General features: G+C 73.8%; 17 protein-coding genes and 1 riboswitch. Of the genes, 10 read left to right on the top strand and 7 right to left on the bottom strand.

Features of this window, described 5'->3' with window-relative positions; translation table 11 throughout:
• Positions 1–68 precede the first annotated feature (68 nt).
• Positions 69–512, top strand: a complete 444-nt coding sequence (locus HDG68_RS08575) for a DUF3151 domain-containing protein (RefSeq protein ID WP_172151097.1) — start codon at positions 69–71, stop codon at positions 510–512.
• 33 nt (positions 513–545) lie between these two features.
• Here HDG68_RS08575 and HDG68_RS08570 read toward each other — a convergent pair whose 3' ends face one another.
• A complete protein-coding gene (locus HDG68_RS08570) occupies positions 546–2,717 on the bottom strand; it encodes an ATP-binding SpoIIE family protein phosphatase (protein ID WP_172151095.1) in 2,172 nt (723 codons plus the stop codon).
• A 114-nt stretch (positions 2,718–2,831) separates the two neighbouring features.
• On the opposite strand from HDG68_RS08570, the gene HDG68_RS17060 reads away from it, so the two are divergent.
• Complete coding sequence (locus tag HDG68_RS17060) at positions 2,832–3,251, top strand: STAS domain-containing protein (protein WP_172151093.1); 420 nt, start codon at positions 2,832–2,834, stop codon at positions 3,249–3,251.
• Positions 3,252–3,307: 56 nt separating this feature from the next.
• Here the strand turns inward: HDG68_RS17060 and fbaA are convergent, their stop codons facing one another.
• The 3 genes from fbaA to HDG68_RS08550 all read right to left on the bottom strand — a co-directional run bounded on the left by fbaA (position 3,308) and on the right by HDG68_RS08550 (position 6,171).
• On the bottom strand, positions 3,308–4,327 hold the full coding sequence (gene fbaA / locus HDG68_RS08560) for a class II fructose-bisphosphate aldolase (protein ID WP_172151091.1): 1,020 nt from the start codon (positions 4,325–4,327) through the stop codon (positions 3,308–3,310).
• 232 nt (positions 4,328–4,559) lie between these two features.
• Positions 4,560–5,207 (bottom strand): TrmH family RNA methyltransferase, encoded by a 648-nt coding sequence (locus tag HDG68_RS08555; RefSeq protein WP_172151089.1) that lies wholly within the window; start codon positions 5,205–5,207, stop codon positions 4,560–4,562.
• Positions 5,200–6,171, bottom strand: coding sequence for an undecaprenyl phosphate translocase family protein (locus HDG68_RS08550; protein WP_172151087.1), 972 nt, complete (start codon positions 6,169–6,171; stop codon positions 5,200–5,202). Before HDG68_RS08550 ends, HDG68_RS08555 begins: the two co-directional genes overlap by 8 nt.
• A gap of 31 nt (positions 6,172–6,202) precedes the next feature.
• Here HDG68_RS08550 and HDG68_RS08545 point away from each other — a divergent pair, with 31 nt between their 5' ends.
• Positions 6,203–6,979 (top strand): HAD-IIA family hydrolase, encoded by a 777-nt coding sequence (locus HDG68_RS08545; RefSeq protein WP_172151085.1) that lies wholly within the window; start codon positions 6,203–6,205, stop codon positions 6,977–6,979.
• A gap of 150 nt (positions 6,980–7,129) precedes the next feature.
• On the opposite strand, the gene pyrE is transcribed toward HDG68_RS08545, so the two are convergent.
• Positions 7,130–7,705 carry an orotate phosphoribosyltransferase gene (pyrE, locus tag HDG68_RS08540; protein WP_172151084.1) on the bottom strand — a complete coding sequence of 192 codons (576 nt, stop codon included), beginning with the start codon at positions 7,703–7,705 and terminating at the stop codon, positions 7,130–7,132.
• A gap of 29 nt (positions 7,706–7,734) precedes the next feature.
• A complete protein-coding gene (locus HDG68_RS08535; protein WP_172151083.1) occupies positions 7,735–8,508 on the bottom strand; it encodes an SDR family NAD(P)-dependent oxidoreductase in 774 nt (257 codons plus the stop codon).
• A gap of 31 nt (positions 8,509–8,539) precedes the next feature.
• On the opposite strand from HDG68_RS08535, the gene HDG68_RS08530 reads away from it, so the two are divergent.
• From HDG68_RS08530 to HDG68_RS08520, 3 genes are all read left to right on the top strand, one after another.
• On the top strand, positions 8,540–9,337 hold the full coding sequence (locus tag HDG68_RS08530; protein WP_172151082.1) for an exodeoxyribonuclease III: 798 nt from the start codon (positions 8,540–8,542) through the stop codon (positions 9,335–9,337).
• 52 nt (positions 9,338–9,389) lie between these two features.
• A complete protein-coding gene (locus tag HDG68_RS08525; protein WP_172151081.1) occupies positions 9,390–10,037 on the top strand; it encodes a septum formation family protein in 648 nt (215 codons plus the stop codon).
• A 294-nt stretch (positions 10,038–10,331) separates the two neighbouring features.
• Positions 10,332–10,495, top strand: a riboswitch (cyclic di-AMP (ydaO/yuaA leader).
• Between the two features lie 3 nt (positions 10,496–10,498).
• A complete protein-coding gene (locus tag HDG68_RS08520) occupies positions 10,499–11,347 on the top strand; it encodes a C40 family peptidase (RefSeq protein WP_172151080.1) in 849 nt (282 codons plus the stop codon).
• Positions 11,348–11,426: 79 nt separating this feature from the next.
• Here the strand turns inward: HDG68_RS08520 and clpB are convergent, their stop codons facing one another.
• Positions 11,427–14,036: an ATP-dependent chaperone ClpB gene (gene clpB / locus HDG68_RS08515; protein WP_172151079.1), complete on the bottom strand. Its 2,610-nt coding sequence runs from the start codon at positions 14,034–14,036 to the stop codon at positions 11,427–11,429.
• A 151-nt stretch (positions 14,037–14,187) separates the two neighbouring features.
• Between clpB and HDG68_RS08510 the strand changes: the two genes are divergently transcribed.
• The 4 genes from HDG68_RS08510 (at position 14,188) to HDG68_RS08495 (ending at position 18,459) form a co-directional block, all read left to right on the top strand.
• Positions 14,188–15,246 carry an LppM family (lipo)protein gene (locus tag HDG68_RS08510; protein ID WP_172151078.1) on the top strand — a complete coding sequence of 353 codons (1,059 nt, stop codon included), beginning with the start codon at positions 14,188–14,190 and terminating at the stop codon, positions 15,244–15,246.
• A gap of 36 nt (positions 15,247–15,282) precedes the next feature.
• Complete coding sequence (locus tag HDG68_RS08505; protein WP_172151076.1) at positions 15,283–16,236, top strand: alpha/beta hydrolase; 954 nt, start codon at positions 15,283–15,285, stop codon at positions 16,234–16,236.
• An 85-nt stretch (positions 16,237–16,321) separates the two neighbouring features.
• Positions 16,322–17,956 carry a bifunctional transcriptional activator/DNA repair enzyme AdaA gene (locus tag HDG68_RS08500; RefSeq protein ID WP_172151074.1) on the top strand — a complete coding sequence of 545 codons (1,635 nt, stop codon included), beginning with the start codon at positions 16,322–16,324 and terminating at the stop codon, positions 17,954–17,956.
• Entirely contained in the window at positions 17,953–18,459 is a 507-nt protein-coding gene (locus HDG68_RS08495; RefSeq protein WP_172151072.1) for a methylated-DNA--[protein]-cysteine S-methyltransferase, read from the top strand. Before HDG68_RS08500 ends, HDG68_RS08495 begins: the two co-directional genes overlap by 4 nt.
• Positions 18,460–18,644 lie beyond the last annotated feature (185 nt).

The following is an 18,644-nucleotide window of genomic DNA, read 5'->3' as shown; positions in this document are numbered from 1 at the left end:
CGCCGGGCGTAGTGCCGCCCCCGCCCGGTGAGGTGCGTCGCGCGGGCCCGTCCTGGGACACTGGGGTCATGACCTCACCGAAGCCTGTGGAGAACCTGCTCGGGGGCCCGCCCCCGACGCTCCTGCCGGACGACCACGCCGCCGCGCGCGAGGGGCTGGAGACGGGCGAGGACCCGGCCCGCCTGGCCGCCACCGACCCGTCCGCCGGCCTGGTCTGGGCCGTGCTGGCCGAGCAGACCCTCGACGGCGGTGACGACGTCGTGCACGCGGTCACCGCCTACGCGTACGCCCGGACCGGCTACCACCGCGGGCTCGACGCGCTGCGACGCGCCGGCTGGCGCGGGCAGGGCCCCGTCCCGGCCGACCACGTGCCCAACCAGGGGTTCCTGCGAGCGCTGCTGGCGCTGGCGGAGGCCGCCGGACGCATCGGCGAGGACGACGAGGCGCAGCGGTGCGAGCAGTTCCTCGTCGACTCCGGCACGTCGGCCGACGAGGTGCGCGCCCTGCGCTGACCCGTCCGGCCGACGGGCCGGTCGGCCGGCCCGTCAGGTCGCCCGCAGCCGTGCCCACACCAGCTTGCCGCTGCCGGCCGGACGCCAGCCCCAGTCGGCGAGCCGCTCGACGATCTGCATGCCGAACCCGCCCAGCCGGTTCGGGTGCCCGTCGGTGGCGACCGGCGGCGCCGGGTTGGCGTCCTCCACCTCGATGCGGAGCCCCTCGCCCGTGTCGTACAGGCGCAGGGCGATGTTCCCCCAGCCGTGCAGCACGCCGTTGGCGACCAGCTCGGACACCACCAGCTCGGCGGCCGCGGAGTCCGGCAGCCCCCACGCCTGGCAGGTGCGCAGCACCGCGTGGCGCGCACGACCGATGGACGCCGGCTCGCTCGGCAGCAGCCACCGGCGCGACCGCGGGCTCAGCGCCGTGACCTGGTCGTCCGTGGCCGGGTCGGGCACCCGCACGACGACGATCGCGACGTCGTCCTCCGGGGCGTCCGCGAGGCGGGCCAGCAGCTCCTCGCCGACGCCGGCGGAGTCCCGGGCGGTGATCCGCGCGGAGATGTCGACGAGCGTGTCCAGGCCGACCTTCAGGGACCGGTCGCGGCGTTCGATCAGCCCGTCGGTGTAGAACAGCAGCACGTCACCGCGGCGCAGCTCCTCCCGGCTGACCGCGCGCGGGTCGGCCCCGAACCCCACCAGCGGTCCCCCCGCGCCGGAGAGCAGGCGGACCGTCCCCTCGCGCAGGAGGAGCGGCGGCAGGTGCCCGGCGCGCGTGTAGTCCAGCGCCCAGGTGTCGTCCTCGACCCGGTGCTCGAGGGTGGCGTAGACGAGCGACGCCGGCCGTGGCACCCGCATGCCCGTCACGAGCTGGTCGACGCGGTCCAGGACCGTCGCCGGGTGCGTCAGCTCGTAGGCGTAGGCGCGCACCACGGAGCGCAGCTGGCCCATCGCCGCCGCGGCCTCGACGTCGTGCCCCACGACGTCGCCGATGACGAGGCCCACGGTGCCGTCGGCGATCTGCAGCAGGTCGTACCAGTCGCCCCCGACCTGCGCGTGCTCGGCGTTGGGCGCGTAGTAGGTCCACACGTCCAGACCGGTGACGTCCGCCTGCTCGGGGAGCATGGCGCGCTGCAGGGCCTCGGCGAGCCGGTGCTCGCGCGCGTAGAGGCGGGCGTTGTCGATTGCCGTCCCCGCACGGCGGGCCACGACCTCGACGACGGTGACGACGTGCTCGCCCTCCGGGGCCGGTGCGGTGGCGGGGGGCTCGCCCTGCGCGTCCCCGTGCCAGGTCACGACCAGGCCGAGGACGCGGCGTCGACCGGCCACGGCGTGCACGACGACGGAGCGCGGGATCGCGCCCGTCTCCTCCACGACGCGGTGCCGCAGGTCCCGGGACAGCCAGCCCGAGGCGGAGAACGGCGGGTAGGTGGCCCCGAGGTCGAGCCGCACCGGACCGTCGACGAGGCCGTCCAGGAGGTCCTGCACGTGGTCGCCCGCCAGCGTCTCGCCGCCCTCGACGGCGTCCCCGGGCCCGGTCGAGGGCTCGCCCGGCGGCGCGGGGACGTACCGGGCGTGCCGGCGCCCCCGGCCCGACGGCGGCGAGGCGACGTCGACGCCGTCGGCGTGCTGCAGGCCGTCGTCGTTGAGGTAGAAGCTCGCCCAGGGCACGAGCGAGCGCAGCAGGTCGGCGATGTCCCGCAGCGCCAGCGGGTACTCGAGGTCGCCGAGCAGCTCGGTGGTCTGGGCGATCAGGTCGAGGTCCGCGCGCTGCTGGCGCTCCACCTCCAGCGACGCGAGCTGCGCCGCCTGCCGGTCGACGTACTCGGACACGTCGGTGGCCATGCCCACCCAGTGGTGCGCGCCGCCGTCGTCCGAGGGCAGCGGGGTGACGTCGATCTGCAGCCAGCTGGTCCGGCCGTCCCGGGCGCGCATCCCGACGATGCGGCGCATCGAGCGCCCCGCGACCAGGTCCACCTGCGCGGGCTCGCGCTCGGGGTCGTCGTCGACCAGCGCCAGCAGCGCGTTCGGGCCGAGCACGGCCAGGTCCTCGACCGTCATCCCGGTGAACCGTTCGAACGCGGCGTTGACCCACAGCACCGGCATGCCCGCCGACCACTCACCGGTGATGAAGGTGGGGACGCCGGTCGCGGCGAGCGCGGCCGTCAGATGGTCCGCCGAGACGGGCAGAAGTCCCGCCGGGGAGGGGGACATCTCGGTCATATCCTCCCCATCTCGGTATGATCGCGGCCAGGTTGGTGCATTCGCAGGCCATTCAACCGTAGATTGGTGTCCGCTGAGACCTCAGGTGAGCGACGAGCTCGTGGAAGGAGCACCGTGCACGACGGATCGAACACGGCCGCGGACCGCCCCGTCGACGACGACGGCGCGGACCCCGCCGCGCCCCGGATCGGTGACCCCGCCAGCGTCCACGTCATCCAGGGCACCTCGCGCGCCCGGGTCGTGCTGTCCGGCGAGATCGACGCCGACATCAGCGCCGAGCTCGGCGACGCCATCTCCGACGCCGAGGCCTCCGGCCTGCCCGTCGAGATCGACGCTCACCACGTGACCTTCATGGACTCCTCCGGCGTGGCGTTCCTGGCCCGCCTCGCCACCCGCAGCCCGCACAAGGTGCGCGTCCTGCGGGCCCCGCCCACGGTCCGGTTCCTGCTCGACGTGACCCGCATCGGCGAGCTGCTCGAGATCGTCGACGAGGACCCGGGCGTCGACCTCGACGTCACCACGACCCGCAACTGACGACGCCCCCCGGCCCGGCAGGGGCAGGAGGGCGTCGCGTCGGCGCGGAGCGCTGATCACATCTTGTGACCGGCCGAGCGCAGCCACTGGCAGGCCTCGACGATGCGCTGGGCCATGCCGGCCTCGGCCAGCTTGCCCCAGGCACGCGGGTCGTACGCCTTCTTGTTGCCGACCTCGCCGTCCACCTTCAGCACGCCGTCGTAGTTGCGGAAGAAGTGGTCCGCGACCGGGCGCGAGAACGCGTACTGGGTGTCGGTGTCGATGTTCATCTTGATGACGCCGTTGTCGACCGCCTCGGCGACCTCCTCGGCCGTGGAGCCCGAACCGCCGTGGAACACGAGGTCGAACGGGTTCTCCTTGCCGATCTCGTCCCCGACGGCCTTCTGGATCTCGCCCAGGATCGCGGGACGCAGCTTGACGGCACCGGGCTTGTACACGCCGTGCACGTTGCCGAAGGTGAGCGCCGTCAGGTAGCGGCCCTTCTCACCGGCGCCGAGCGCGCGGACCGTGGCCAGGCCGTCCTCGGGGGTCGTGTACAGCTTCTCGTTGATCTCCGCGACGTGGCCGTCCTCCTCGCCGCCGACGACGCCGATCTCGACCTCGAGGAGGGTGCGGGCGGCCTGCGAGAGCTCGAGCAGCTCCTCGGCGATGACGAGGTTCTCCTCCAGCGGGATGTCCGAGCCGTCGAACATGTGGGACTGGAAGGTCGGGTTCTTGCCGGCCTTGACCTGCTCGGCCTCGAGGGCGAGCAGCGGACGGACCCAGGAGTCCAGGTTCTTCTTGACGCAGTGGTCGGTGTGGATCGCGATGTTGACCGGGTAGTTCTTCGCGACCTCCGTCGCGTACGCGGCCAGCGCGAGCGAACCGGTCACGCGGTCCTTGATCGTGGCGCCCGAACCGTACTCCGAACCACCCACGGAGACCTGGATGATGCCGTCCGACTCCGCCTCGGCGAAGCCCTGCAGGGCGGCGGTGACGGTCTGCGACGAGGTGATGTTGACGGCGGGGTAGGCGAACTTGCCGGCCTTCGCCCGGTCGATCATCTCGGCGTAGACCTCGGGGGTTGCGATAGGCATCTGCGGTACTCCAATGAGGGAACGTACGAGGGACGCAGGCGGACGGCATCACACCCTCACTGGTGGGGCGAGCGCAGCCCACATGCAACCGGATTTTCTCACGACCACCACATCGGCGTCACGTCGCGTCGCACAGGGTGAGACGCGCGGACGGTCCACGCCACCCGCCGGACGCCCAGCGCAGCACCGGTCACGGGTGCTGCAGCACCGGTCACGGGTGCCGCAGCGCCGGTCACAGGTGCTGCAGCGCCCAGGAGTGCATCGCGATCGCGGCGGCGGCCCCGGCGTTCATCGACCGGGTCGACCCGTGCTGGGTGATGTGCACGACGACGTCGCACACGGCCTGCGCCTCGGCGGTCAGGCCGCTCGACTCCTGCCCGAGCAGCAGCACGCAACGGGCCGGCAGCTCGCGGCGCTCCAGCGGGACCGACCCGGGCACGTTGTCCACCCCGATCACGGCGAGCCCCTCCGCGGCGGCCCAGGCGGCCAGGTCGCCCGCGTCGGGACGGTGGTGCACGTGCAGGTAGCGGTCGGTGACCATCGCGCCGCGGCGGTTCCACCGCCGTCGTCCCACCACGTGCACGCCGGCCACGTTGAACGCGTTGGCGGTGCGCACCACCGACCCGATGTTGAGGTCGTGCGCCCAGTTCTCGATCGCCACGTGCAGCAAGGCGTCGGCGTCGCGACGCTGATCCATGTCGGCGACGACCGCCTCGACGGTCCAGTAGCGGTACCGGTCGACGACGTTGCGCCGGTCGCCGTGCTCCAGCAGCTCGGGGTCGTACCGCGGGTCGTCGGGCCACGGCCCCTCCCAGGGCCCCACGCCGACCTGGACGACCCGAGGGGCGTCCGGCCCCGGGCTCCGACCCTGCTCAGGCATCGGCGGTCCGGCTCGACTCCCACCAGATCGCCGCGCCGACGACGGCGGCACCGGCCAGCGCCAGCAGCACCGGCCCGAGCACGGACCCGGCGTCGGGCGGTGCGAGGAGCCCGCCGTCGGCGTCCTGCCAGGGCCACAGCGCCCGCAGCGAGCCGATCATCAGGCCCGCGAGGACCGCCATCGTGCCCTGCCGCCGGTGCTCCAGCAGCCAGTGCAGGAGCTTGACGAACGAGGCCAGGCCGACGATCGCGCCCAGGGCGAACGCGCCGACGAAGGCCAGGTCACGGTCCTCGATCGCCTGCTGGACCGGGACGTAGAGACCCATGACGACGAGCAGCGTCGACCCCGACACCCCCGGCAGGACGAGGGCGTTGATCGCGATGGCAGCCGCGCCGGCGACGTACCAGAGCGACGGGTCGGTGGCCTCGGCCGGGGGCAGCCCCACCAGGAAGAAGCCGATCACGGCGGCCGCCACCAGCAGGGCGGCGTCGGCGGGCCGGAACCGCCGCGGCATCATGCGCAGCGGGACCAGCACCGAGACCGCGATCATGCCGAAGAACACCGACCGGACCGGGACGGGGTGCTCCTCGAGGAGCGGGGCGATCGTGTTCAGCGACACCAGCAGCACCACCGCCATCCCGGCGATCACCGGGACCAGGAACCGCCAGTCCACCGCACGCAGCGCGCGGGCCGCCGGTCGCAGCCCGCGGCGCTGCACCACGCCCTGGACGAGCTCGCGGCCGGCGTGCACCACCTGGTTCGCCGCACCGAGCAGGCGGTCGTACAGACCGGTGATCAGCGCGACCGTGCCGCCGGAGATCCCCGGGACGGACTCGGCCATGCCGACCAGTCCCCCGCGCACGGCGAGGCCGGGAGCGGCGCGCCACGGCGTGCCGGGACGGGGTGCGGCGTGCCGGTGGATCGCCCCGGTGTCGGTGGTGGGCTCGTGCGGCTGGTCGGTCACCCGACGAAGCCTACGGGCTACCGTGGGGGCCATGACCTCACGGACGATCGAGTGCTGGCTGACGGACATGGACGGCGTGCTCGTGCACGAGGGCGAGGCGATCCCCGGTGCCGCCGACTTCATCGCCGCCCTGCGCGAGCACGAGCGCCCGTTCCTGGTGCTGACGAACAACTCGATCTACACGGCGCGGGACCTCGCCGCGCGGCTGGCGCACTCGGGCATCGACGTCCCGGAGGAGGCCATCTGGACCTCCGCGCTCGCCACCGCGACGTTCCTCACCGAGCAGGTGCCGAACGGGTCGGCCTACGTGATCGGTGAGGCCGGGCTGACCACGGCCATGCACGAGGCCGGCTACACGCTCACCGAGTCGTCCCCCGACTACGTGGTGCTCGGCGAGACCCGCACCTACTCGTTCGAGGCGATCACCAAGGCCATCCGCCTGATCAAGGCCGGCGCGCGGTTCATCGCGACGAACCCGGACACGACCGGACCGTCGGCCGAGGGCCCGCTGCCCGCCACGGGCGCCGTCGCGGCGATGATCACCGCCGCGACCGGCCGCTCGCCGTACTACGTCGGCAAGCCGAACCCGATGATGTTCCGGTCCGCGCTGAACCGGGTCGAGGCGCACTCCGAGACGACGGCGATGATCGGCGACCGGATGGACACGGACGTGGTCGCGGGGATCGAGGCCGGGCTGGAGACGTTCCTCGTGCTCACGGGGTCCACGGCTCCCGAGGACGTCGACCACCACCCGTTCCGGCCGACCCACGTGGTCGACTCGGTCGCGGACCTCGTCGACCGCGTCTGAGGCCCGCCGGGCACCTCGCGCCTGCCCGGCCCCGCCCCGCGCCACCCCATCCCGAGACTGTGGGCGCACTTCGTGGGGCCCGATCAGGTGCATACCTGGGCATAACGGGCCACGGAGTGCGCCCACAGTCTCGGGAGGCGCGGGGAGGGCTCAGGCGAGGCCGAGGTCGTTCAGGTCGAACAGGTGATGGTAGGGCACCCCGAGTGCCTCGATCTTCTCCCCCGCACCGGTGGCCCGGTCCACGATCGTGGCGCAGCCGAGCACCTCGGCGCCGGCCTCGCGCAGCGCCTCGATCGCGGTGATCGGCGACCCGCCCGTCGTCGTCGTGTCCTCGAGGACGACGACGCGACGCCCGGCCACGTCCGGCCCCTCGATCTGGCGCTGCATCCCGTGCGTCTTGGCGGACTTGCGCACCACGAAGGCGTCCAGGTCCTGCCCGCGGGAGGCCGCGGCGTGCAGCAGCGCGTCGGCGATGGGGTCGGCCCCGAGGGTCAGGCCGCCGACGGCGTCGACCTCCGCCGTGCCCAGCCCGACCTCCTCGAGGTGGTCCAGCAGCACGTGCCCGACCAGCGGCGCGGCCCGGTGGTGCAGCGTGATCCGGCGCAGGTCGACGTAGTAGTCGGCCTCCTTGCCGGAGGACAGCGTCACCCTGCCGTGCACGACGGCGAGCTCCTTCACGAGCTCGAGCAGCTGTTCGCGGGGCGTCGGGGAGAAGTCAGCAGTCACGGCACCAGGGTACGGCGCTCAGGTCCCGGTCAGCGGTAGTGCCCGATGGCACGGACGGCAAAACGCGGGAGGAGCCTCAGCAGCGCCGAACCGGCCTTGTACCGGACCGACGGGGTCGAGATGACGACGCCTCGACGCACGTCCGCGAGCGCCTGCGCCACGACGTAGGTGGCGTCGAGCCAGCCGATGTCCGGCACGGACGTCATGTCGAGCCCGGCGCGGTCGTGGAACTCGGTGCGCACGAATCCGGGGCAGAGCACGGTAGCGGTGACGCCGGTGCCCTGGAGGTCGACGGTGAGCCCTTCGGTGAAGGACCGGACGTAGGCCTTCGCGGCGGCGTAGGTGCCGCCGGTGGTCAGCGCGGCGACGGACGCGACGTTGAGCACGGCGCCGCGACCGCGGGCGGTCATCTGTCCGACGGCGGCGTGGGTGAGCTGGACGACGGCGCGGACCATGACGTCGATCGCCCGGAGCTCGGCGTCGACGTCGCCGCCGACGAACCGTTGGGCGGTCGCGAAACCGGCGTTGTTGACGAGCAGCCCGACGGGTCGCAGCTCCAGGTCGGGTTCGTCACCGGTGACGGCGAGCCGTGCGGCGACGCGGTCGACGTCGTCGGGCACCGACAGGTCGGCGGCGAGCACCTCCACGTGGACGCCGGCGGCCGCGCGGATCTGCGTGGCGACCTGGTCGAGGCGGTCGACGTCGCGGGCCACGAGCACGAGGTCGTGGCGTGCGGTGGCGAGCTGCCAGGCGAACTCCAGTCCGAGGCCGGCGGTGGCGCCGGTGACGAGCGCGGTTCCCATGCAGGCACTCTATGGCCCTAGGGTGCCTCGCGTGCGCATCGCCACGTGGAACGTCAACTCGATCCGGAGCCGTCTCGACCGGGTGCTCGCCTTCCTGGACCGTTCCGGCACGGACGTGCTCGCGATCCAGGAGACCAAGTGCCGCGAGGAGCAGTTCCCCGTCGCGGCCTTCGCCGAGGCCGGGTACGAGGTCGTCGCCTCGGGGTATCACCAGTGGAACGGGGTGGCGATCGCCTCGCGCGTCGGGGTCGACGACGTCGCCCGGTCGTTCGCCGGGCAGCCGGTGTTCGGCAAGCCGGACCAGGATCCGCGCCGGGAGGCTCGGGCCCTGGCGGCGACGTGCGGCGGGGTGCGCGTGTGGTCGCTGTACGTGCCGCACGGCCGGGCGCTGGACGACCCGCACTACGCGTACAAGCTGGACTGGCTAGCGGCGTTGCGTGCCGACGCGGCCGGCTGGTTGGAGGCCGATCCGGGCGCGCAGGTGGCGCTGACCGGGGACTGGAACGTGATCCCGCGGGACACGGACGTGTGGGACGTCTCGGCGTTCGAGGGCAGGACGCACGTCTCGGCCGCGGAGCGTGCGGCCTTCGCCGCCTTCGAGCCGGCCGGCTACACCGAGGTCACGCGTGAGCACGTGCCGGCCGAGCACACCTACACGTACTGGGACTACCAGCAGCTCGCCTTCCCCCGGAACAAGGGTCTGCGCATCGACTTCGCGTACGCGTCCCCGGCGCTGGCCGCCCGGGTCGCCGGGGTGCGGATAGACCGCGACGAGCGCCGCGGCAAGGGTGCCAGCGACCACGTGCCCGTGGTGCTGGAGCTGGCGTGAGGCCGACGACGGCGGCCCGGTGCCGCCGTCGTGCCCGGATAGGTTGGGGCACATGACCGACCGCCCCGACGCCGACCCGCTGTTCGTCGCCCCGGGTCCGGGCGCGCCCGCGGAGCCGGAGCCGGAGGTCACCGCCGTCGGCTCGGACGCGTTCGGCGCCCGGTGGGGTGCCCCGGGTGGTCCGACGCCGCAGGAGCGGGCCGCGGCACGACGCCGGGCGCGACTGTGGGTGGCGTCGGTCCTGGGGGTCGTCGCGCTCGTGGTGGGGATCGCCGCGGGCGTCTCGTACGCGGTCTCCACGGGGCAGGAGCGTGCGTGGGCCCCGGTCGCGGCCCTGCCCGACGCGCCGACGACGGTCAACGCCGTCCAGCTCGTGCTCGGCTCCTGCCTGGACGCGCCGCCCTCGTCGGGGCCGGTCGGTCGGGTGGAGGTGGTGCCCTGCGCGGACGACCACGACGCGCAGGTCGTCGGCCGTACCGACGCGGCGCCGCGGGAGGTCTGGCCCGGCGCGGACGCCGTCCTGGCCCGCGCGGCGCGGATGTGCACCCCGGAGCTGCTGGGGCCGGCGGCGCGCGCGGGGCAGGACGACGTGTCCCTGGTGGTGTGGACCCCGAGCGAGGACTCGTGGTCCGCCGGCGACCGCACCAGCCTGTGTGTGGCCCGGCTCACGCCGTCGGCCACCGGAAGCCTCCTGGAGTGATCGGCACCACAGAAGTTGTGGAGGGTCGGGCCCGACCTGCACCGACGCCTTCTCGGGCGACCGGATGACGCACGTTCACATGGTGCGTCCCGCGCATTCCGGGCACGGTTCCAGACCCCTTTAAGCCTTTTTAGCGGGACAGCGGCGATCTGCCCGACACGTTCCCGCGGCCGGAGTTCTTCACAGACCCTCCACGACATGCACCGCGACTGGTCGTTACCTGATTGTGACCTGCCGTGGACGCGTGGTTACGGTCCCGTCGTCGCCCGGAGACTCGGGCGGTGGCAGGCCCGCAGCCCAGTGCTGCCGGCGGACCGGCCCCCAGGAACACCACGGCAGCAGCGGGAGAACCACTTTCGGGCGACCACGGTGTCGTCCTCGGGGTTAAGCCGTCCTTCGGCGGCGGGCCACTACTTCTCGGCCTCATCCGACAGCTCATCTCGCAGGCTGGAGAGGTACCCATGTCCACCAGCACCACGATCGCGCCTGCGCGCCCACGGCTCGTCCGCCGCGCCGCCGTCGCCATGTCGCTCACCGCCGCCCTCGCCGGCGGCACCCTCGTCGCCGGCGCCGGCACGGCCTCGGCAGCACCCGCCTCGACCACCACCGCGTCCGCGAGCACCGCAGCCCTCGGCGGGGTGGTCGTGACCGGCAAGAAGAAGGCCACGCCGAACGTCAAGGTCTCCGTGTCCCGCAAGAAGGGCACCAAGGGCAAGGCGCACACGCGACCGAAGTACACCGTGAAGGTCACCAAGCACGGCGACGCCGTCAAGAGCCGCGTGCGCCTGTTCATCAACGGCGACAAGAAGGCCGTCAAGAAGGTCAACAAGAACGGCATCGTCCGCTTCCGTCCCGGCTGGGGCAAGTACGACACCGGCAAGAACCGGATCCGCCTCACCGTGGTGCCGGCCAAGTCCACCGGGCTGGCCAAGGAGAAGAAGCACCGCGTCGTCCGCGCCAAGGCGAAGCAGAACCGGGGCCAGAAGGTCGTCCGCGTGGCCCACAAGTACGTCGGCCACCGCTACTCGTACGGCGGTGGCTCGCCGCGCACCGGGTTCGACTGCTCCGGCTTCACCTCGTACGTGTACAAGAAGGCGACCGGCAAGACCCTGCCGCGCTCGTCCTCGGCCCAGCGCAGCGCGGGCAAGAAGGTCTCGCGCAGCAAGGCGAAGAAGGGCGACATCGTCTACACCCCCGGGCACGTCGCGATCTACGCCGGCAACGGCCGGATCATCGAGGCCGCCCGCCCCGGCGTCGGCGTCGTCAAGCGCAAGATGTGGCAGGACAACCCCACGTTCATCCGCGTCTGACGTCCACGCGCTCGACGGCCCCGGCCTCCACCTGTGGAGGCCGGGGCCGTCTTCGTACCGGGCTGCCGTGCGGGCTCCGTCAGCGGAGCGTCAGGCCGGTCCCCTCGGCGTCGCGGTCCACGACGACGGTGCCGCCGTCGGACACCTCGCCGGCCAGGAGCCGGCGCGCGAGCCGGTCGCCGATCTCGCGCTGCACCAGCCGGCGCAGCGGCCGCGCCCCGTAGGCCGGGTCGAACCCTTCCAGCGCCAGCCACTCGCGGGCCCCGTCGGTGACGTCGAGCGTGATGCGCCGGTCGGCGAGCCGCCGCGCGAGCGCCTCGACCTGCAGGTCGACGATGCGTCCCAGCTCGGCGACGCTCAGGGCGTCGAACAGCACGACGTCGTCGAGCCGGTTGAGGAACTCCGGCTTGAACGCCGCACGCACGGCCGTCATCACGCTCTCGCGCCGGGCCGCCTCGTCCAGGGTCGGGTCCACGAGGAACTGCGAGCCCAGGTTCGAGGTCAGCACCAGGATGGTGTTGCGGAAGTCCACGGTGCGGCCCTGCCCGTCGGTGAGCCGCCCGTCGTCGAGCACCTGCAGCAGGATGTCGAAGACCTCGGGGTGGGCCTTCTCGACCTCGTCGAGCAGCACCACCGAGTAGGGCCGACGGCGGACGGCCTCGGTGAGCTGGCCGCCCTCCTCGTACCCGACGTACCCCGGGGGCGCGCCGACCAGGCGGGCGACGGCGTGCTTCTCGGAGTACTCGGACATGTCGATGCGCACCATGGCGCGCTCGTCGTCGAAGAGGAACTCGGCGAGCGACTTGGCGAGCTCGGTCTTGCCGACGCCGGTCGGTCCGAGGAACAGGAACGACCCGGTGGGCCGGTCGGGGTCGGCGACGCCGGCTCGCGAGCGTCGTACGGCGTCGGACACGGAGCGCACGGCGGCCTGCTGGCCGATGAGGCGGTGGCCGAGCACGTCCTCCATGCCGAGCAGCTTCTCGGTCTCGCCCTGCAGCATCCGCCCGGCCGGGATACCGGTCCAGGCGGAGACGACCTCGGCGATCTCGTCGGCGCCGACCTTGTCGGCGATCATGGGGGCCTCGTGCGCGGTCTCCTCGGCGGCCGCCTCGGTGGCCTCGGCCTGCTCGGCCTCGACGAGCTCGCGCTCGACCGACGGGATCTCCCCGTACAGGAGCCGGGCGGCGGCCTCGAGGTCGCCGTCGCGCTGCAGCCGGTCCGCTTCGGTGCGCAGCTCGTCGATGCGGGCGCGCAGGTCGCCGACGCGGTTGTGGCCGGCCTTCTCGGCCTCCCAGCGGGCGGTGAGCGCGGCGAGCTCCTCGCGACGGTCGGCGAGGTCGGCGCGCAGCTTCTCGAGCCGCTCGCGCGATGCCGCGTCCGCCGAGCCCTCGGCGTCCTTGAGTACGACCTCCTCCATCTCGAGCCGGGTGACGGCTCGCTGGAGCTCGTCGATCTCGACGGGTGAGGAGTCCATCTCCATGCGCAGCCGTGAGGCGGCCTCGTCGACGAGGTCGATGGCCTTGTCGGGGAGCTGGCGGCCGGTGATGTACCGGTCGGACAGGGCGGCGGCCGCGACGAGCGCGGAGTCGGCGATGGTCACCTTGTGGTGGGCCTCGTAGCGCTCCTTGAGCCCGCGCAGGATGGCGACGGTGTCCTCCACGGACGGCTCGCCGACGAACACCTGCTGGAAGCGGCGCTCGAGGGCGGGGTCCTTCTCGATGTTCTCGCGGAACTCGTCGAGCGTGGTGGCGCCGACCATGCGCAGCTCGCCGCGGGCGAGCATGGGCTTGAGCATGTTGCCGGCGTCCATGGCGCCCTCACCGCCCGCTCCGGCGCCGACGACGGTGTGCAGCTCGTCGATGAAGGTGATGACCTCGCCGTCGGAGGCGGTGATCTCCTCCAGGACGGCCTTGAGGCGCTCCTCGAACTCGCCGCGGTACTTGGCGCCGGCGACCATGCCGGCCAGGTCGAGGGCGACGAGCCGCTTGCCCTGCAGGGAGGTGGGCACGTCCCCGGCGACGATGCGCTGCGCGAGTCCTTCGACGACGGCGGTCTTGCCGACGCCGGGCTCGCCGATGAGCACGGGGTTGTTCTTGGTGCGTCGGGACAGCACCTGCACGACGCGCCGGATCTCGGCGTCGCGGCCGATGACGGGGTCGAGGCGGCCGTCGCGGGCCCGCTGGGTGAGGTCGCTGCCGTACTGCTCCAGCGCCTTGTAGGTGCCCTCGGGGTTCGGGCTGGTGACCCGGCTGTTCCCGCGGACGGCGGGCAGCGCGGAGCGCAGCGCGTCGGCGGTGGCGCCCGCGGCGGTCAGGGCCTGCGCGGCGGCGGACTGCCCGGCGGCGGTCGCGATGAGCAGGTGCTCGGTGGAGACGTACTCGTCGCCGAGCGCCTCGGCCTCCTGGCCCGCCGCGGTCAGCACGGTCTGCATGGCGCGCGACGGCGTCGGCTGGGCGACGCCGCCACCGCTGGCCGCGGGCAGCGCGACGAGCGCGGCCCGGGTCTTCTGCCCGACCTGCTGGGCGTCGGCCCCGACGGCCTCGAGCAGCCCGACGGCGACGCCCCCGGTCTGCTGCAGCAGCGCGGCCAGGAGGTGGACGGGTTCGAGCTGGGGGTTGCCGGCCGCCGACGCCGACTGCACGGCGTCGCCGATGGCCTGCTGCGACATGGTCGTGAACTTGGTGTCCATGGATCCTCCGGGTCCGTCTGTGGGGTCTGACCGTGCCAACCTCGGCAAAGTTGAGTCTATTCCACTCAACTTTGTGCTGCAGCCGGGTGAACCACCTCAGATCGACCCGAACCGGGATGCCGAGGACCTTCCCGTGCGGGATGCTGGTCGGGTGACCTCCGCCACGCTCGCCTCCCCCGCGGTCCGACGCCGGACCCGACGTCCCGCCCGCACCGTGCTCGCCGCCGCGCTCGCCGCCGTCGGGCTCCTCGCCCTGGCCGGCTGCATGAAGATCGAGACGGACTTCGTCCTCTCGGAGGACGACACGGTCTCCGGGTCGGTCGTGATGGCCTTCTCGGACGAGTTCGCCGAGTCGCTCGGCATGGACCCCCAGGAGCTGTGGGACTCGGCGAACGAGGGCGACGACTCGCTCGTCGACGAGCTGCCCGACGGCGCCACCGAGGAGCCCTATTCCGACGGCGAGTACACCGGCACGCGGATCACCTACACCGACCAGCCGCTGGACCAGATGAGCGGCGGCACCGACGACCTCTCGATCACGCGCGAGGGCGACGAGTACGTGGTCGAGGGCGTCATGGACCTGTCGGACACCAGCACCGAGGAGACCGGCGAGCTGCCGGAGGGCCTCATGGACTCCTTCGTGGTCCGCATCGCCGTGACGTTCCCCGGCGAGATCAGCGAGACCAACGGCGAGGTGGACGGCACCACGGTGGTCTGGAACCCGCCCGTCGGCGAGAGCACCGAAATGTTCGCCCGCGGGTCGGCCGTCGGGGACGGCGCCGCGCCCGACGACTCCGCCACCACCGAGGAGACCGAGGAGCCGGCCACGGAGGACACCGCCGGCACCGAGGACGGGGCGACCACGGACGACTCGATGACCGACACGAGCGAGGAGTCGATGATGGTCGACGAGGCCTCCTCCCCCTGGGCGTGGATCGTCGGGGCCGTCGTCGGGCTCGCCGTGCTCGGTCTGGTCGTCTGGCTGATCGTGCGCAACAACCGCTCCTCCGGCCCGCCTCCCGCGGCAGGGTTCCCGCAGGGGCCGGGCGGGGCCGCCGCTCCCCCGCCGTACACCTCGGGCGCCGCGCCGCGCGCGGACTACGGCCAGCCCCAGCAGCCCGCCCCGCCGGTGGTCCCGCCGCAGCAGGGCCCGACCGACCCGTACCAGGGGCCGGCCGACCCGAACTCCACGCCGCCCACGCCACGCTAGGACGCCCGACGGCGGCACCCCGGTAGCCTCGTCGCCATGACGTCGCTCGAGAGCACCGCCTGGCACCCCGACGTGCTCGGTCCCGACTTCGAGGACCGCACGCTCGACCTCCCGGACGGAGCCTCCGCGACCCTCGTCCGGCACCGCGCCTCGGTCGCTCCCGACGACTCGCCGGCACGGGTGGCCGTGCTGCAGGTGCACGGGTTCGCCGACTACTTCTTCCACCCGCACGTCGCCCGCGCGGTGGCCGACGCCGGTCACGCGTTCTACGCCGTCGACCTGCGCGGGCACGGCCGCTCGTGGGACACCCAGGTGGCCGCGGGGGGCGACCCCAACCAGGTGCCGGACATCGCGGTGTACGCCCAGGACCTCGACGCGGCCGCGGCGGCGGTCCGGGCCGCGGGGCACGAGCGTCTGGTCGTCCTCGGCCACTCGACCGGCGGGCTGATCGTCCCCCTGTGGGCCGCGGCCCGACCCGGCCGGGCGGACGCGCTGGTGCTGAACAGCCCGTGGGTCGGGCAGAACGCCTCGCTCCCGGCGCGCTGGGCCGGGACGCTCGCGGTCGAGGCGCTCGCACCGCTGGCACCCCGCGCCGTCGTCTCCCACCTCGGCGTGGACTATGCCCGCGCACTGCACCAGGGGTACGGCGGCGAGTGGGACTTCGACCCGGCATGGAAGCCGCACGACCCGTTCCCCGTGCGGGCCGCCTGGTTCCGCTCCGTGCTGCGGGCCCAGCGCCGTCTCGCCCGGGGCGTCGACCTCGACGTGCCCGTGCTGGTCGTCACCTCGGACCGCACCACCCGCACGGAGCACCTCACGAGCGACACGGTGCTCGACGTCGCGCACATGTGGCGCATCGCGCCGCGTCTGGGCGAGGACGTGAGCCTCGTGACGGTCGCCGGCGGGACCCACGACCTGGCGCTGTCACCGTCCCCCGCGCGCGAGGAGTACCGCCAGGTGGTGCTCGACTGGATCGCCGCGGCGGTCTGACGGCGCCGCTGACCCTGCCGGCACCGCGGCCGTCGTGTCCGATTCCCGCTAGCGACGGACGGTCGGAGCACGCGACGATGGCTCCATGACCACGCAGCCGGCCACCGAGCAGCACGGGGAGCAGTTCGCGGAGCGGTACCGCGCGATCGCCGCCCGCGACGCCCGGTTCGACGGGCAGTTCGTGACGGCCGTGCGCACCACCGGCATCTACTGCCGCCCCTCCTGCCCGGCCCGTACGCCCCGGCCGACGAACGTCACCTTCTACCTGACCAGCGCCGCCGCGCACGACGCCGGCTACCGCGCCTGCAAGCGCTGCCTGCCGGAGGCCAGCCCGGGCACCCCCGCCTGGGACCAGCGCGGGGACCTCGCCGGACGGGCGATGCGGCTGATCGGCGACGGCGTGGTGGACCGCGAGGGCGTCGACGGCCTGGCCTCCCGGCTCGGGTACAGCCCCCGGCACGTGCACCGGCTGCTGCGCACCGAGCTGGGCGCCGGACCGCTCGCCCTCGCGCGGGCCCAGCGCGCCCAGACCGCCCGCGCGCTGCTCACCGGGACCGACCTGGCGGTATCGGACGTCGCGTTCGCCGCCGGGTTCGGCAGCATCCGCCAGCTCAACGACACCGTGCGGGAGGTGTTCGCCACCTCCCCCTCCGAGCTCCGCGCCCGCCGCGGCCGCACCGTCGGGTCCGACAGGCCACGCGTCGGCATGGTGCGGCCGGAAGAACCGGCATCACCCCGCGTCGTGCACCTGCGGCTCACCCTGCCCGTCCGCGAGCCGTTCGACGCCACCGGCACGATCGCCTTCCTCGCCGCACGCGCCGTCGACGGCGTGGAGGCCGCCGACGGCCCGGGGACCAGCGGCGGCACAGGGATCAGCGGCGGCACAGGGATCAGCGGCGGCACAGGGATCAGCGGCGGTCCAGCGACCGACGGTGCAGCGACCGACGACGGCGAGCTCCGGTACGCGCGCACCCTGCGCCTGCCCCACGGCCCGGGCGCCGTCGAGATCCGCGCGGGCACCGCCGTCGGCCCCGGACGCGTCGACGTGCGGCTCGAGCTGACGGCGCTCGCCGACGTCGCCACCGCCGTCGCCCGCACCCGGCGGCTCCTCGACCTCGACGCCGACCCGGTGGCGATCGACGCCGCGCTCGGCGCCGACCCGCTGCTCGCCGGCTCCGTGCGGGCCGCACCCGGCCTGCGGATGCCCGGCGCCGCCGACGCCCACGAGCTCGTCACCCGCGCCGTCGTCGGGCAGCAGATCTCCGTGGCCGCGGCCCGCACCCACCTGTCCCGGCTCGCCGCGTCCGCCGGCGCGCCGTACGCGTCGGGCTTCGCCGGGCTGACGCGCCTCTTCCCGGAGCCGGCCGCCGTCGCCGAGACGGCCGGGACGCTGCGCCTGCCCGCCCGGCAGCGCGCCACGCTGGCCGCCGCCGCGGCCGACCTGGCGAGCGGGGACCTCACGGTCGACGTCGGGCAGGACCGCGCCGAGCTCACCACCGCCCTGCAGGCACGGCACGGCATCGGGCCGTGGACCGCCGCGTACGTCGGGATGCGGGTGCTCGGCGACCCCGACGTCTGGCTCCCCGGCGACGCCGCGCTGCGCCCCGTGACCCCCGACCGGGCCGCCGCCTGGGCCCCCTGGCGCTCCTACGCCGTCGGGCACCTGTGGCGCCGCCCCCGACCCGCCCCTGCCCGTTCCCGAGGAAGGACCACCCGATGACCTCCGCCACCACGCTCGACACCCCCGACGGACCGTTCACGATCGTCGCCGACGACGGCGTCGTGCTCGCCTCGGGCTGGACCGCTGACGCCGCGTCGCTGGTCGCGCTCGTGCACCCGGCGCTGCGCCCCGACCAGGTGCCGGGCGTGCCCGACGACGGCACCGACGTCGCGGCACCGGTCGCGGCCGTGCGGGCCTACTACGCGGGCGACGTGACCGCCGTCGCACAGGTCCCGGTGCGCCAGCGCTCCGGACCGTTCCGCGAGCAGGCGTGGGAGGCGCTGCGCGCCGTGCCTGCCGGCGAACCCGTCACCTACACCGAGTACGCGGCGCAGGCGGGCCGACCCGCCGCCGTCCGGGCCGCGGCCGGGGCGTGCGCGCACAACGCTGCCGCGCTGTTCGTGCCCTGCCACCGGGTGCTGCGCAGCGACGGCACGCTCGGCGGCTTCCGCTACGGCACCGCCGTCAAGGAGTCGCTGCTGGCCCGCGAGCGCGCGGGCTGACCGGCGGCGGCACGACTCTCGGCGTCGGCCGGTATCTCGGAGGGTGGCGGGCGCTCCCTTCATGGTGGAGATGGCTACTCAGCCGCTCCGACGACCGAGGAGGAGCCATGGATGCCACGTCCCACGTCGGAATCGGAGTTGCCGACCTACAGCACGCAGCGCTGAGCGAAGCGCGACGCTACATG

The sequence above is a fragment of the Isoptericola chiayiensis genome (genome assembly GCF_013149805.1).
GTDB classification, from domain to species: Bacteria; Actinomycetota; Actinomycetes; order Actinomycetales; family Cellulomonadaceae; genus Isoptericola; species Isoptericola chiayiensis.
The sequence above is the reverse complement of the archived record's forward strand: the minus strand, read 5'-3'. Positions and strand labels throughout refer to the sequence as shown.

Coding starts and splice junctions, on each gene's coding strand:
- HDG68_RS08575 (WP_172151097.1), top strand. CDS start 69: ATGACCTCACCGAAGCCTGTGGAGAACCTGCTCGGGGGCCCGCCCCCG.
- HDG68_RS08570 (WP_172151095.1), bottom strand. CDS start 2,717: ATGACCGAGATGTCCCCCTCCCCGGCGGGACTTCTGCCCGTCTCGGCG.
- fbaA (WP_172151091.1), bottom strand. CDS start 4,327: ATGCCTATCGCAACCCCCGAGGTCTACGCCGAGATGATCGACCGGGCG.
- HDG68_RS08555 (WP_172151089.1), bottom strand. CDS start 5,207: ATGCCTGAGCAGGGTCGGAGCCCGGGGCCGGACGCCCCTCGGGTCGTC.
- HDG68_RS08545 (WP_172151085.1), top strand. CDS start 6,203: ATGACCTCACGGACGATCGAGTGCTGGCTGACGGACATGGACGGCGTG.
- HDG68_RS08535 (WP_172151083.1), bottom strand. CDS start 8,508: ATGGGAACCGCGCTCGTCACCGGCGCCACCGCCGGCCTCGGACTGGAG.
- HDG68_RS08525 (WP_172151081.1), top strand. CDS start 9,390: ATGACCGACCGCCCCGACGCCGACCCGCTGTTCGTCGCCCCGGGTCCG.
- HDG68_RS08520 (WP_172151080.1), top strand. CDS start 10,499: ATGTCCACCAGCACCACGATCGCGCCTGCGCGCCCACGGCTCGTCCGC.
- clpB (WP_172151079.1), bottom strand. CDS start 14,036: ATGGACACCAAGTTCACGACCATGTCGCAGCAGGCCATCGGCGACGCC.
- HDG68_RS08505 (WP_172151076.1), top strand. CDS start 15,283: ATGACGTCGCTCGAGAGCACCGCCTGGCACCCCGACGTGCTCGGTCCC.
- HDG68_RS08500 (WP_172151074.1), top strand. CDS start 16,322: ATGACCACGCAGCCGGCCACCGAGCAGCACGGGGAGCAGTTCGCGGAG.
- HDG68_RS08495 (WP_172151072.1), top strand. CDS start 17,953: ATGACCTCCGCCACCACGCTCGACACCCCCGACGGACCGTTCACGATC.